Annotated in this window: 18 protein-coding genes; all 18 read right to left on the bottom strand. The window is 68.2% G+C overall.

Annotated elements, in window-relative coordinates:
- Positions 1-65: 65 nt before the first annotated feature.
- The 18 genes from ABZ385_RS06835 to ABZ385_RS06750 all read right to left on the bottom strand — a co-directional run bounded on the left by ABZ385_RS06835 (position 66) and on the right by ABZ385_RS06750 (position 11780).
- Entirely contained in the window at positions 66-1133 is a 1068-nt protein-coding gene (locus tag ABZ385_RS06835) for an N-6 DNA methylase (RefSeq protein ID WP_358910139.1), read from the bottom strand.
- An 85-nt stretch (positions 1134-1218) separates the two neighbouring features.
- Entirely contained in the window at positions 1219-1791 is a 573-nt protein-coding gene (locus tag ABZ385_RS06830; RefSeq protein WP_358910137.1) for a hypothetical protein, read from the bottom strand.
- A 1-nt stretch (position 1792) separates the two neighbouring features.
- Positions 1793-1918: a hypothetical protein gene (locus tag ABZ385_RS06825; protein WP_358910136.1), complete on the bottom strand. Its 126-nt coding sequence runs from the start codon at positions 1916-1918 to the stop codon at positions 1793-1795.
- Between the two features lie 138 nt (positions 1919-2056).
- Positions 2057-3070: a DUF3560 domain-containing protein gene (locus ABZ385_RS06820; RefSeq protein ID WP_358910135.1), complete on the bottom strand. Its 1014-nt coding sequence runs from the start codon at positions 3068-3070 to the stop codon at positions 2057-2059.
- Complete coding sequence (locus ABZ385_RS06815) at positions 3067-3303, bottom strand: hypothetical protein (RefSeq protein ID WP_358910133.1); 237 nt, start codon at positions 3301-3303, stop codon at positions 3067-3069. The genes ABZ385_RS06820 and ABZ385_RS06815 overlap by 4 nt, the downstream gene beginning before the upstream one ends.
- The gene (locus ABZ385_RS06810; RefSeq protein WP_358910131.1) at positions 3300-3989 is read right to left on the bottom strand and encodes a hypothetical protein; all 690 of its coding nucleotides are present in this window, start codon (positions 3987-3989) and stop codon (positions 3300-3302) included. Before ABZ385_RS06810 ends, ABZ385_RS06815 begins: the two co-directional genes overlap by 4 nt.
- Positions 3986-4300 (bottom strand): hypothetical protein, encoded by a 315-nt coding sequence (locus tag ABZ385_RS06805; RefSeq protein WP_358910129.1) that lies wholly within the window; start codon positions 4298-4300, stop codon positions 3986-3988. The genes ABZ385_RS06810 and ABZ385_RS06805 overlap by 4 nt, the downstream gene beginning before the upstream one ends.
- A 74-nt stretch (positions 4301-4374) precedes the next feature.
- Positions 4375-4683, bottom strand: a complete 309-nt coding sequence (locus tag ABZ385_RS06800; protein ID WP_358910128.1) for a hypothetical protein — start codon at positions 4681-4683, stop codon at positions 4375-4377.
- 82 nt (positions 4684-4765) lie between these two features.
- Positions 4766-5101, bottom strand: coding sequence for a hypothetical protein (locus tag ABZ385_RS06795; protein ID WP_358910126.1), 336 nt, complete (start codon positions 5099-5101; stop codon positions 4766-4768).
- Between the two features lie 168 nt (positions 5102-5269).
- On the bottom strand, positions 5270-5725 hold the full coding sequence (locus ABZ385_RS06790) for a hypothetical protein (protein WP_358910125.1): 456 nt from the start codon (positions 5723-5725) through the stop codon (positions 5270-5272).
- A gap of 28 nt (positions 5726-5753) precedes the next feature.
- Complete coding sequence (locus ABZ385_RS06785; RefSeq protein ID WP_358910123.1) at positions 5754-6272, bottom strand: hypothetical protein; 519 nt, start codon at positions 6270-6272, stop codon at positions 5754-5756.
- Positions 6269-6673 (bottom strand): hypothetical protein, encoded by a 405-nt coding sequence (locus ABZ385_RS06780; protein ID WP_358910121.1) that lies wholly within the window; start codon positions 6671-6673, stop codon positions 6269-6271. Before ABZ385_RS06780 ends, ABZ385_RS06785 begins: the two co-directional genes overlap by 4 nt.
- Positions 6674-6857: 184 nt before the next feature.
- Complete coding sequence (locus ABZ385_RS06775; protein WP_358910119.1) at positions 6858-7712, bottom strand: hypothetical protein; 855 nt, start codon at positions 7710-7712, stop codon at positions 6858-6860.
- An 88-nt stretch (positions 7713-7800) separates the two neighbouring features.
- Positions 7801-8946 carry a hypothetical protein gene (locus ABZ385_RS06770; protein WP_358910117.1) on the bottom strand — a complete coding sequence of 382 codons (1146 nt, stop codon included), beginning with the start codon at positions 8944-8946 and terminating at the stop codon, positions 7801-7803.
- A gap of 91 nt (positions 8947-9037) precedes the next feature.
- A complete protein-coding gene (locus tag ABZ385_RS06765; RefSeq protein ID WP_358910115.1) occupies positions 9038-10138 on the bottom strand; it encodes an AAA family ATPase in 1101 nt (366 codons plus the stop codon).
- 32 nt (positions 10139-10170) lie between these two features.
- Positions 10171-10512: a hypothetical protein gene (locus tag ABZ385_RS06760; RefSeq protein ID WP_150220395.1), complete on the bottom strand. Its 342-nt coding sequence runs from the start codon at positions 10510-10512 to the stop codon at positions 10171-10173.
- A 249-nt stretch (positions 10513-10761) separates the two neighbouring features.
- Complete coding sequence (locus tag ABZ385_RS06755; protein WP_358910113.1) at positions 10762-11319, bottom strand: hypothetical protein; 558 nt, start codon at positions 11317-11319, stop codon at positions 10762-10764.
- 77 nt (positions 11320-11396) lie between these two features.
- A complete protein-coding gene (locus tag ABZ385_RS06750; protein WP_358910111.1) occupies positions 11397-11780 on the bottom strand; it encodes a hypothetical protein in 384 nt (127 codons plus the stop codon).
- Between the last annotated feature and the right edge of the window lie 584 nt (positions 11781-12364).

Below are 12364 nucleotides of genomic sequence, written 5' to 3'. Positions count from 1 at the left end.
TAACTAAATACTACTCTCCTCGGGGGGTGGGTCAACTCCGTTTCCCCAGGTCAGTAGGGGGGGTGTCAGGCGGCGATGGACTCCAGCAGGCGCTGCATCTTCCTGATGCCCGCGATGGCGCTGGCCTTTCCGAACACCTCGTCGCGATGCTCGAAAACGGCCCGGGCCTCCTTCATCGCGTCTTCGACTGCCTTCGGATTCGCCAGCGCATCGGCACAGGCGACGGTCACCCGAGGCCCGAGCTCCCAGACGATCGCGTTCACTGCGGCACAGGCGGCCGCGATCGGGTCGATGTCCACCATCGACCACTGGAAGTTCTTTGGGTCGGCCCCGTGTTCGCGGATGCGCTGAGCCGCCGCCCGCAGCAGGCCTCCGCTGCCAGCGCAGGGGTCGTGAAGGTGCATGCCCTGCTTCGGGGGGAGGAGGGCGAGCTTGAAGTCGGCCAGATTCTCCAGGGTGATCATCTCGCTGAGGGCTTCCGCGATCGGAGCGGGGGTGTGGTACTCGCCAAGGCCTTTCTGCGCGCCGTGGGAGCGCATGCTCGTCATCACCGGTGAGAGCACATCAGTGGCGGAACGCAGGTAGGGGTCCTCGTGGCCTGTCAGGTCCAACAGGCCCTGCCTCAGGGCTGTTTCGGTGATCGCGCGTACCGCGTGCTCACGGTGCCGGTCCACGTCGTCGTTGAGCCACTCGTGCAGAATGCGGGCGCGATCGATCAGGTCGGGGCGGTGCAGCCAGTGCGTCGACCAGATCTCGCGGAGCATGCAGATCAACTGTGGGCCGTCCTGGTTGAGGATCTGCTCTTTGAGGTCGGGCCCCTGGAGATCCTTCTGCCGTATGAGGCACAGAGCGGCGACCACGCCGATGGGCACCTCGATGGCGGTCCCACCGTGCAGGTTGTGCCAGCGCGCTGCGACAGCTTCACCTATCTCCAGTGCGCGCCGGTGCGGTTCACGGACCGGGCGCGGGCCGCTCGAGCGCCGGGGCTGTTGCGGTGAGGGCTCAATGGTGGGAACCGCCTTCGGGCGCGGCGCCTGTTTCACAGCCTGTGGCTTCGGCGGTGCGGCGAAGGTGGCCGGCACCGGCGCGGGGTCGGAGGCCAGGTCTGCGAAGAGGTCGAGCTGCTGGGTCACGATGGGGGGCCTTTTCGGTGAGGGGCGTGGGTGTGCGACGGCCCGCCCGGGGTGTGGGCGGGCCGTGAAGGCAGGAGGGGTGGGGCTAGCCGAGGTCGATCCAGACGACGCCGAAGGGCGTATGCCAGATGTGGGTGAGTGCCGCTTTGTGGATGTCGGCGCGGACGTCGTCCCAGCGGATACGACCGAATCTGTCCCGGTATGGCTCCAGGTCCCAGGCCGCGTCGGTCCCGGCGACGGAGGCCATGACCTCTCCGATGGAGTCCCCGAAGCCGATGATCCGCTCGCGGTAGCGGTGATGGGTGGCGTGCACTTCCTGCTGCCACTCCTCATCGCGCTCGACGTGCTGGCCATCGAGCGGACTGCGTGCCCAGCCGTGCTCGGTGATCGCGTCGTGTTGAACGAGGGCCACCCACGCCGCCGCCCGTGCCTGAGAGCGCGCGGCGGGGGTGAACACGACCTCGCTGACCGTCATCTGCAGGGCGTGGGCGGGATCATTCATCACCGCGGCCCGGTCGGCGTGCCGCGCCAGGGCCACGGAGCGCGCGGCCACTTCGGTGCGCGCCTGCCAGTGCGGCACCAGGTACACGCACGTTCCGTCGTCCCGGTCGGGGTGCCACAGGGTGATCCGCCACATCCCGCGCATCCAGCCCGCCATGTCAGACCGAGCCCAGTTCATAGATGCGGGCCAGGGTGAGGGTGGCGGAGGCGAGGGTGCGGGGTGTGGGTTGGAGGCCGTTGAGATAGACGCTGATGTCGGGAGCGTCCGGGCTGGTGGTGCTCATGCTGGTGCGTGCCGTTCGTGTCGAGCTGATAGGTGAGGGGGGAGGGGGCGGAAGGAGCTTCCACCTCCCTCCCGATAGCTAAATTCTACTCTCAATTTGGGGTGGGGCAACTGCGGAGCCCCAGCTCAAAGGGAGGGGTTACTGGTCGCTGTCCGCCTGAAGGAGCTGGGCGATCTCCTCCGCCTCCATGCGGCCGAAGACCTCGTCATACCGGACGGTGCGGGTCCTGCCGCCGAAGGAAGCGTTCTCCGCGGTGACGACCTCGGAGCGGACGCTGAGGATGCTCGGCACGGTAACCGACTTCGGGTTCACCCCCAGCACTTGGAACCACCGCCCGCTTATGCGGGCGAAGTCACCCACCGAGAAGTCCGCCGGCCCCCAGACCTTGAAGCCGTCCGCCTTGGCCTCCTCGATGACCTCCTTCCAGAACTCGATCTCCTCGGTCAGCTCGTGGTGCCGCCGCTGAAGCTCGGCCACGGTCTCCGGGCTGGCGTTGTCCCCGGCTGACTCACTCTTCTGCCTCCGTTCGACGTGCCGCAGAGCCGCGCGGAGTGTCCCAAGGCGCCGCAGCGTGCGGCGGGGCGCATTGCGGAACCCCTCGTAACCCTCGGCGGCCGCCGCCCTGGCCGCCCAGTGCTCGGCGCGCTCAGCCTCGGCGATGGCCGTGCCCATGTCGCTGTGGATGCGCTCCTGATCGCGTCGCGCACGCCGCTCAGAATGATGTCCGGCGAGGATGGGCTGGCCGAAGGGGATCGCGGAGGCGATCCGGTGGGCCATCTCCCGCCGCTCGGCGGAACGATCAGCGGCCCGCCCGGCCCTCTTGCCGGATCGCTCGGCCCGCGCCTGGGCCTGCTTGACGCGCTCTGCCTCGGCTTCGGCGAAGGTGCGGCGAGTGTCCTCGTCGATGGTCACCGCCACCTCGAAGCCTGCGGTGCGCAGCCGGGCGGCGAGGGCTTCGAGCATGCCCTGCGAGGCCCGCTTGTCACGGCTGTGGGGCAGGTACCAGCAGTCCAGGTTCCGCGAGAACCGCGCAGGGACGGTGTAGCCAGAGGGGTAGTGGCGGGTGCGCAGGACGGCGGATGCCTCGTCGCCCTTGCTGGTCCCGTGGATGAGGGTGCCTTCGCTGCGTGTGTGGGTGATCTCGATGGTCACTGACTGGTTCCTTCCCGGAGGTCGCGCTTGGGGACGGGGGTGAGGGAGAGTCCGGTGTGCCAGCCCCCGAAGATCTCCTGTGCTGCTGGACGTGAGGTGTGCAGCTGGTACCAAGTGCCGTGTTGGGCCAGGCTTTGGACATCGGTGATCACGAAGACGACCGGCGTGCCGTCTCGGTCGGCGAGGTGTTGGCCCGAGGTGCTGCGCAGCCACACGTGCGTGCCAGCCCTCATGAGTTGGCCTCCGGCTGGCCGGACAGGCCGATCAGCAGCAGCGCCGCCTCCAGGGAGACCTTGAGGTCGTCTCGATCGAAGGCGAGGGAGGACGCCGCGATGTGTGCCGAGTGCATGCCGGAGCAGAAGCTGGGGCGTGATCCCTCGGGGTATTGCTGGGCCCACTCGGCGGCGTACCGGGTGAAGACCCGTACGTACTGGAACGCGGTGCTCAGCGTCTCGGCCTGACCTGCCTGTGCTGCGCGGGCCTCCCATGCGGTGCGCAGCAGGACATCACGCCGGACCTCCGGCGAGACGCGCGCCCAAAGCGAGTACAGGCCCAGGCTGGCACTGGCCTTCCCAGTGTCGCCGTGAAAGAGCGTCAGGGCGTTGCTGAGGAGCGTGTGGAGGGCGGCAGCCTCCTTTGTCTCGTGTCCGGCGGAGGCCTTCGGTGGAGTGTCGTTCATGGTCTTCGCTTTCGTCGAAGTGGTGGCGTGGGAGGGCCACCAGGTCGTACGGATCTCGGGGTTGTGCGGGCCTGGCCGGCGGGAGAAGTCGAGCGCGGTGCGGACGTGGTACTCCCAGGAGCCATCTGGCCAGGGCCCTTGGCGGTCGATGACGGGTGCCGTGCCGTCCGGGAGGCGGCGGGCCCACTCCTGATGGGTGTGGCTGACCCGGGTGCCGACCGGCAAAGGGTGCGCGGTCATGCGGGTGCCGTCTTCGAACAGTGGTGAATCGCATCGAGATGGCGGGCCGCGGTGATCAGCGCGCAGGCTTCGGTGGTCCGGCCCAGCTGCCTGAGGGCGCACGCCTCGAACATCAGGGCCCAGTGGTGTGCTGGCACGGAGTCGGTGAAGGCGTCAAAGTCGTGCGGGCGTCGGGCTGCGGGCAGCCGTTCGTAGGCGGTCGCGACGATGCGCTGCACGGCGGTGGTGACGCGTCTGATCTGGGCGCTGTTCAGCCGCAGGTCGTTGATCACGTCGGCGGCGGCGTCGAGCGGTACATGCTTGTCGAGCACGGTGCGGTGTCTTTCCAGATGGAAGGGGATGGAGGCCGGGCCTGATCCGGCCCGGCGCCAGGTGGCTTGGTGAGTCAGTAAGAGGCTGTGCCGAAGAGCAGCCACCCCCTCTCGCCGGAGTCGGTGGTGATCGGCAATGCGCCGGCGGGGCCCCATTTGCAGGAGATCCGCGGGTCGTCGGCGTGAACGAGCTGCTCGGCGCGAGCAGTTGCCGCCCGTTCGCTGCGCCGCGGTTCGTCGATCAGCGCCACCGTCTCCTTCTCCGCGACGGTGCCGGTGAACCCGGAGTGCCCGTGCTCCCACCGGTGGTGGCTGCGGGCGGCGTTGAAGGCCGTGGTGAGGTCGGGACCGGTGGCCGGGGTGTAGAAGTCGATGGCACCCATCAGGCGTTCCTTTTCGTGGAGTTCGGGGTGTGGGCATGGCGCGGCCCGCCTCGATGTGAGGCGGGCCGGGGGAAGTTTTGTCTCAACGGATGTGTATGCGGCGCCGGTTGGTGCGTATGACGCGGGCCTGGCGGTCCTTTTGCTGGTAGATGTCGGCGAGTGCGTTGTCGGCATCCACTACCGCGGTGACCGCGTCGTCGAGCACGGCGGCCCTTGTGGCGGGCGGGAGGGAGTGGAACCAGGCCTCCATGGCGCGGCCGTCACGCTCCTCGATGCCGAGCAGTCCGGCGTAGGTGCCCCATGCGTGCACCGTCAGGTGTGCTGCCCACTCGATGGCGGTCGCTGCCTGCTCCTCGGTGATCCGGTGTTCTGTGGCGACCTGGAGCACGGCGAGCGGGTCGGGCAGTGGTGCGTGCATGGGGCTTCTTCCTTCGGTGGTCCGGCGGTTCGTTTCCCTCACCGCTCTAAGTAAATTCTACTATCTAAGGAGGGGGTGTCAAAGCGCGCCACCTGTCGCGAGGTGCGGGGTGCGCGCCGGTCCTGGCGCCGATATCGCTGCCCTTCAGCGCCAGCGCGGGACGGCGGGTCACGCGGCTGGCGCGAGAGCCTTGCCGCGCGTCGCCCGCTTACGGATGCTGGCCGCGCCCGCGCGGCGCACGTCGGCCCGCTGGGCCGTCACCCGGCACTCACCGCAGAGCGGTTCACCGAGCCGCCGATGTCCCTTCACCCCGCTGCTCGTCCCACACGTCCCGGCTTGTGTCGGGAGCTTGGGCAACGGCTCTACCCCCTCGGCGCTCGCCGCGACCTTGCCGTTCACCCAAAGCCGCGCCGCGCACACCCCGTCGAAGTGGTTGGCTGCCGGGCGGACGCGGTCGTAGCAGCGCACGATGAACGGGCAGGCGGCGCACCCCTCCAGCAACGGGCCGCAGGCTTCCAGAAGTTGCTGCGGCTTGCGCAGCAATGATTCCTCGGGGAGGTATCCGTCAAGGCCTGCGCACGGGGCGTTCTCGGTCCACGCGGTGGACGATGTTGAGGTGATCACGAGGGCTTGCTTCCTGGTGGAGGGAGGTTCAGAAGAGGGGTGGGTGCGCGACGGCGGCAGGCAAGATCGCGTCCAGCGCGGCGGCGGCCCGAAGCTGGAGAGCTGAGTTCTGGCGCGACCACCTGCGGTAGAACTCCCGCTCCCAGGTGGCGGCGTCGGCGTACAGGCCTGGGCAGGGCACATAGGCCTTCTCGTGTTCCGCCTGCCGTGTGACCGCCTCGCGCAGGGCTCCGTAGCGGACGGCCGTCATGCGCGCCTCGATGGTCTCCCGCACGTCAGACCAGGTGAGGGTGTCCGCGCGGACACCTCTGCTGGTGTCGAGTTCGTACCGGAACCCGCCGGGCGCAGGCGTCCACCGCGCCAGCGCCCCGGCATCCGGCTCGCCCTCCAGGCGGCGAACGGTCGAGCTCCCGCAGCGGCGGCTGAACTCGCGACTGCCCCATGCGCTGCGGGACGCGCTGTCGGCCAGGTCCGCGAACTCCAGGAGCTGCGCCGGCATGAAGAAGTCCCGGACGGCCATCTGCCGGTCATCGTCGGAAAGCCTCATGCCGCCGCCCCGGCCCGGCAGGCGACGAGATGGGCGGTGACGGCCCCGGTGGCCTCGTCGAGGGCGAGACTGCCAGCCGCTTCGCTGGCCGGGTCCTGCGGGACCGTGTCGTAGACGGCGCACCGCCAAGACGGGCTGGGTGAGTCCTCGGGGACGTGGGTGATGTGCCATCCCTTGAGGGACTGCCGCCGTAGCGGCAGGGCGTCCTGTCCCGCTACGACGATCAGCGAACCGTCCGCGGTGTAGGCGCAGACTGCAAGACCCCCACGGGTCTCGACGTAGGGGTGCAGTCCGCAGGATTCAAGGGCCGCGTACAGATCGCTGTAGGCGGCGAGCGCCTCCAGCTCCTCCGGGCCGTACGCGGCGCGCGCGGCGGCGGCCATCGAGGCAGTGTCCAGCATGAGCATCCGATCTGAATGGATATCGCGACCTATTAGAAATCGCACCGGTACCGGTCTGTCAATTCGAAGAGGGAGGGTTCAGGGGTGCACCCGGGGCTCGAACGGCTCGCGTTCACGTAAATTCTACTCTATTGCCGGATCGTCGGCTCGCCCCCGGCAAGCCAGGCGAGGTAAAGAGCGCGACCTATCTTGGACCGCCAGGAGTGCGGTCCGCCTTCTCCCGGGCTTGCGCCTGCCGAATCTCCTCCAGTCGCTGACGAGCCACGGCGGACAAACCCTGCGCGTCCGGCTGGCGCCGCACAGACTTCAGCACCCGCTCATTGGCCTCACGCCGAGAAGCCTTGACCTGCTCCTTCTCTGCCTGTTGCTGCGCCTCCCGCTGCTTGCGCGGACTGGTGCCGCAGGCGCGGCAGCGACGGCCAGGCTGATCGACGTGAGCCACACAGCCGCCGCCCTCCAGGCCCGACGAACCGAATGCCTCTACGGGCGCCCCTGGAGCGACAGCTGCGGGGGAAGGGGGGTTCTGCTGTGGGTAATTGGTGTGGTTACTAACTAGAAAGCCTGAAGAACCGGCGGCGGGTGCACCTGTGGCGGGTTCACCGACGCCTGGTGAACCGACGCCTGAAAACCCGTCCTCGGTCTCAGAGCCCTCATCCTCCACAGTCTGTGGAGACTGCTCGGCTTCGGCTTTCAGCCTGCGCTCGACCCGCCTGACCACCTGGCGGGCGTACTCTTCGGCGGCCCAGTCCTGCGCAGTGTCGTACACCTCCGTGATCCGGATCAGCCTTCCGTCGCTCAACCGCTCCGTGATCACCCGGTAGTAGCCGCAGTTGCGCAGCTCGCGCAGCACGGCCCGCACCGCATCCCGGCCCTCCGTGCCCATCTTGGCGATGGACTCGGCGCGTACCTGCCAGTCGTCCGGCTTCGCGACCAGGAACGCGAGGACCCCTCGCGCCCGGAACGACAGTCGGGAATCTTCCAGGGTGGCCGTCGGCAGCACGGTGTAACCGGAGCTGAGGTGGCGGCGCAGGATGGTCACGGAGCATGCCTCCAGGGCAGTACAAGCAGCAGAGCAAGGGTGATGAAGGGGAAGGCGGGCCCGGCCTCGCAGGCCCGCCAGGGAGCCGTCAGGGCCGCGTACGGGCCCGTGTGACCTTGATGGTGCGCGCGGTCTTCTGACCAGCGGCCTTGCGGCGGGGAACGACCATCCCGGCACGGCGGAGGATTGCCACCATGGCGTCGGTGTCCGGAACCATCGGCACGGTCAGATCGGCGTTCTCGAACTCCTCGACCATCGCGGCGACGTCCGTCTCCTCCTTGTCGTTGCCGCCGCTCCAGCCCAGGTGGTTCTCGCCGTAGTTGCCTTCGGGGGAGTCATCGAGCATCGCCCGCGCGAGTTCCTTGACCCGCTTCGCCTCCCTGAAACGCTCGTGAGCCCGCACGTAGTCGGCAAGGGCTCGGGCCCGGCCCTCGTCATCGTGAACAAGGATCGTCTGCGCGGGCCGCCCAGGCGCGGCACCGGCCCAGCAGGTCTGCATGAACGCGCAGTTGTCGCAGATCACGGACAGGCCCGGGCCCTCGTGATCGCGCCGCAACTGCTCCGGCGCATCGGCTTCCAGAACCCGGTCCACCCACCAGCGTGCTTCCGTGGCCAGCCATTCGTCGAAGGCGAACTCCTGCACGTGTTCCTCGCCCGTGTCGCGGCACACGAACCTGAACCGGATGCGCTGAACATCCACCGGGCCCAGACGGTGCAGGTACCGCTGGCCGGGCATGTCGGCGAAGCCGACCGTGCGCAACAAGTCGGCGTACAGCAGGACCTGGCGCATCTCGGCAGCAGTCGGCCCGTAGCGCACGACGCGGTCCCAGACACGAGAGGACTTGGTCTTCACGTCCTCCACGGTCACCACATCCGCGGGGCGCACGGGCCGGTGGCGCTTCGGCAGCCGCGCGGCCGTCGCCGCGTCGAGCTGTACGACATCGACATGTCCGCGCAGCGTCGCGTCAGCAACCGTGCGCTCCACCAGCCACCCGTACTCGCGGCGCGCGTCTTCGAGCAGCCCTTGGTGGATGTACGTGCCGAGAATGGCGGCCCGTTTGTCTCCGGGGTTCGTCCGCTCCGCGCCGGCCAGGATGTATCCGGCGCGGCGTGCGCAGATGGTGTCCGACGCCCCGAGCTGAGTCTGTACCGAGCGCGGGCGCCGAGCGTCAGCGGCTCGTGCGGCATCCCAGATCGACAGGGGTGCGGGTGCGCTGGTCGTTGTGGCGGTCACAGCAGTCTCCAAGAAGGCGCGCCGGGGCCCGGCCCGTCACGCGGCGGGCCCCGGCAGCGCAGGGGAAGAGGAAGAGGGGAATGGAGCGCAATCAGGCGGCGAACTCGACGCCGGGCTCCTCGGCGGTTGTGCCCTCGGCGTGCTGGTCCTGCTGCTCGCTGGCAGCAGCCCGCAGGCGGGACGCGTCATCGCTGGTGGGGTCGCTGAGCTTCCTGGGGTTCTTCAGCTCCGTGGCCGCACGCTCGATCGCCGCACGGACCACCAGCACCTCGTCGCGATCCAAACCCTCATCGGCCTCGACCCGCCGCCACAGCTTCTTCAGCGCCTCCACGCCCTGCACGGCGGCCTCGTGCACCTTCGGCATCCACGCCTGCGCGAGATCACCCGTCAGCTCCGGGGTGGGCTTGGGCTGGTTGTGGATCGAGCAGCCCATCAGGCCGAACACGAGCTTCTCGATGGAGAAGTCCGGCATCGGCTTCGGCTGCCCGCCGCGCGGCACCTGGAACTTCAACGAGCGCGCGCCGATGATCTGCGGCGGCTCCTCGCGGCGCATACGCACCCACACCGTCGCATCGAAGGCCAAGGACTTGTGCGCCTCCACCCGCCAGTCCTTCGTGCGCGGGATCGGATCGCCGTTTCCGTCGACCGCCGCGACCTCCTTGCCGCGGGCCAGAAGAACTACGATGCCGGGCATGGTGCGCACCAGGTACATCACCCGCTGCCACCGTTCGGCCGCGTCGTTCCAGAGGTTCATGGACGGCTTGACCTCGGCGTCCGGGTCCTGCCTGAGGGCGTTCTGGCCCGTCCGCGAGCGCCTGGCCCGCTCGTTGGTCCAGTTCACGAGCATCCGCCACAGCATCGAACCCGAGTCGATGACCAGGACGACCGGCTTCTCCTTCGCGACAGCCGCGCGGGTCGCCTCCGCGTGCACGGCTTCGATCTGGCCGAGGATGTCGCGGTAGGTGCCGTTGTGCTCGATCAGCAGGTAGTCCGCACCGGGCACGTTCGCGTACTCGTCGGCGGTGTCCTCGCCGAGCTCCAGCCAGTACGCCTGGCCGGTCTGCTCGCAGCCGGTGAACTCCGCTGCCTGATGGCTCTTTCCGCTCTTCTCCTCGCCTTCGATCAAGACGATCGGCCAGGGGATCACGCCAGTGGGCTTACGGGTCCGCAGCTTCGGTATCGGGCGGTTCACGCACATCTCCAGTCTTTGTATCGGGACCTATTTCAAGGTGTGCGGAGTTCCCTGGTCTCGAACAGGGCCGCCCACTCGGGATGCCGCTGGACCAGCAGCCGGACGTAGCGGGAACGGAAGTCGTTGTTCAGCTTGAACGGCTCGCCGCTCGTGGCGCGCCCGTACTGCCAGCGCAAGACCTCGAAGAGCATCCCGATGCCGATGCGCCGCAGCCCGCGCTTGGCGCAGTCGGCGGTCAGCGACTCCAGCTGCACCAGGATCCACGGGTTGAGCTGATGGAACGCCTCGAAGCGTTCCTGAATGCTCGCCCCAGCGATCCCCGGCCCCGGGTGTCGCAGCGGTGCGATCGACAGCTCCATCTGAACGGGGACCATGCAACCCTCCATAGTTTTCATCGCGACCTATATTGCGCCATGCCTTGCCGGGGAGCACAGGCACCCCCTCACACCTTCGATGGAAATTCTACTATCCATCTTGGGGGGCGCAACTCCGTGGGACCCGCCTACCAGTGCCCCATCGGCTGACCCCAACGCCCCGCCAGGCGCCAGGCCGACGGCTGCCGTACCGACTCCGTTGGCCTCACCAGGGAGACGCCGGTGACGTGCCCCGTCGGCCGCGCGAAACTACTGAACCTTGTTCCCCCGCTGCGAGAAGAACGACCCCGGGCCCTCGTATCGGCCGTGCTCCAAGGCCTCGGCGACATCCTCACGCAACACCCAGATCTTCTTGCGTGACTTCTCCATCGTGGTCGGCGCATGTGCGAGCACCGACTCCAGCAGCCACACCTTCGAACCGGACAGGGCGTAATCCGGCTCCGCCACCCGGCCCGAACCAGCCTTCGCAGCCTGACCGACAGCGACCTGCGTCACCCCGAACAGCTCCGCGTACTCCTGCGCACCGACCAGTGCGGGCAGCTCACCCTTCTTGCGCGGCCGCACCCTTGCCCCCTGCTCCACCTCCAGCGCAGCAAGCTCCTCCGCGTCGAGCTGCCGGCCACGAGAGCCCGGCGGCAACGCCAGCGACTCCACGAACCCCCCGGGCCAGACCGGCTTACCCGAAACGATCACGGCGTCCTCGTAGGAGAGGACGCCCCGGTGAATCCACGTATTACTGACCACTTCCGGCTTGATGCGGTACACCCGCCCGATCTCCTGCCGACCACACAACAGCGGCTTCGCCACCTCTGCCTCCTCTCCATCACGACATATCCAAGAGAGCAGAATAGTGCTAGCAACCGCGGATTCGATCCCCGAGGGCCCTAAGGGGCGAAGCCCCCATTGGGGAAGACCGTGGAGAATCGGCGGAAGTCCTGCCGAAACGTGATGATGAGGCCCAGAAGAAGAACGCCGGCACCGATCCAGGGCGCGATAGCCGTCATCCCGAGGAAGTGCGCGCCGATCCCTGCGGCGAGAGCCGTCACCAGCACTGCGGCAAGTTGTAACGATTCCCAGTCCTTCGGCGGGACGAGGTCCTGGATCATCTCCTCAGGGAGTAGCGCCCCCACCTGACCGGCTGAGTACTGTTCCGCGATGGTCACCAAGGCATCAGCGATGTCTGCGACGACGAGGTCCGGATCTTCTCGGCTGAGTCTGGCCTCCTGGTCGCGGAGATAACGGACTACTCGACCTGCGTGGTCCTTCAAGCCCCTCCGGCGATGTGACCACCACGGCACCGTGCCCCTGCCTCGCCAGGCCCTACGGACTCGCCTCTCCACAGTGCGGAGGTCCGACGCCAGCTTACGAAGCGCCCGACGCTGCATGCCGCCCCGAGCACCGTGGACCTTGGCGCAGCTCTCGACTGTGTACAGCAGGGTGGCTACCGGAAAGTGACGGCTCAGGGTCGCCGAGGCTGAGTACGTCACGGCGACGCCCAAGGCCAGACTCAAGAAAACCTTGACTCGGACTTCGCGGCCCGCCTGACTCACCTCGCCATCCAGCCACAAGTCCGCCAAGGCCACTGCGCCCAACCAGACGAACAGGAACCTGGCGATTAAGTTGGGGGCCCACGCCCAAGAGCTGCGGTTCCGATGAAAGCAGGCCCGCCACGTAGGGTGCGACAAGGGCCAACGGGCCAGATCGAGCCTCTGCATCGCATCTCTGTACTCGCGAAGCTGCATTCCGGTCATACGCCGGATGCGGCGGTCCCGGAGTTCCAGCAGCCAATGCAGCCCGCGAGCCACCGCATGGGCGGCCCTGTCAGCGCAGCGATCCCGCCACGCCCGTGCAG

The sequence above is a fragment of the Streptomyces sp. NPDC005898 genome, assembly GCF_040629635.1.
GTDB lineage: Bacteria > Actinomycetota > Actinomycetes > Streptomycetales > Streptomycetaceae > Streptomyces.
This window is presented reverse-complemented; position numbering and strand designations above follow the sequence as displayed.

What these genes read in the sequence shown, in the direction of transcription:
- ABZ385_RS06830 (WP_358910137.1), bottom strand. Translation starts at nt 1,791, where the DNA reads ATGGCGGGCTGGATGCGCGGGATGTGGCGGATCACCCTGTGGCACCCC.
- ABZ385_RS06810 (WP_358910131.1), bottom strand. Translation starts at nt 3,989, where the DNA reads ATGACCGCGCACCCTTTGCCGGTCGGCACCCGGGTCAGCCACACCCAT.
- ABZ385_RS06760 (WP_150220395.1), bottom strand. Translation starts at nt 10,512, where the DNA reads ATGGTCCCCGTTCAGATGGAGCTGTCGATCGCACCGCTGCGACACCCG.
- ABZ385_RS06785 (WP_358910123.1), bottom strand. Translation starts at nt 6,272, where the DNA reads ATGAGGCTTTCCGACGATGACCGGCAGATGGCCGTCCGGGACTTCTTC.
- ABZ385_RS06800 (WP_358910128.1), bottom strand. Translation starts at nt 4,683, where the DNA reads ATGGGTGCCATCGACTTCTACACCCCGGCCACCGGTCCCGACCTCACC.
- ABZ385_RS06780 (WP_358910121.1), bottom strand. Translation starts at nt 6,673, where the DNA reads ATGCTGGACACTGCCTCGATGGCCGCCGCCGCGCGCGCCGCGTACGGC.
- ABZ385_RS06795 (WP_358910126.1), bottom strand. Translation starts at nt 5,101, where the DNA reads ATGCACGCACCACTGCCCGACCCGCTCGCCGTGCTCCAGGTCGCCACA.
- ABZ385_RS06825 (WP_358910136.1), bottom strand. Translation starts at nt 1,918, where the DNA reads ATGAGCACCACCAGCCCGGACGCTCCCGACATCAGCGTCTATCTCAAC.
- ABZ385_RS06815 (WP_358910133.1), bottom strand. Translation starts at nt 3,303, where the DNA reads ATGAGGGCTGGCACGCACGTGTGGCTGCGCAGCACCTCGGGCCAACAC.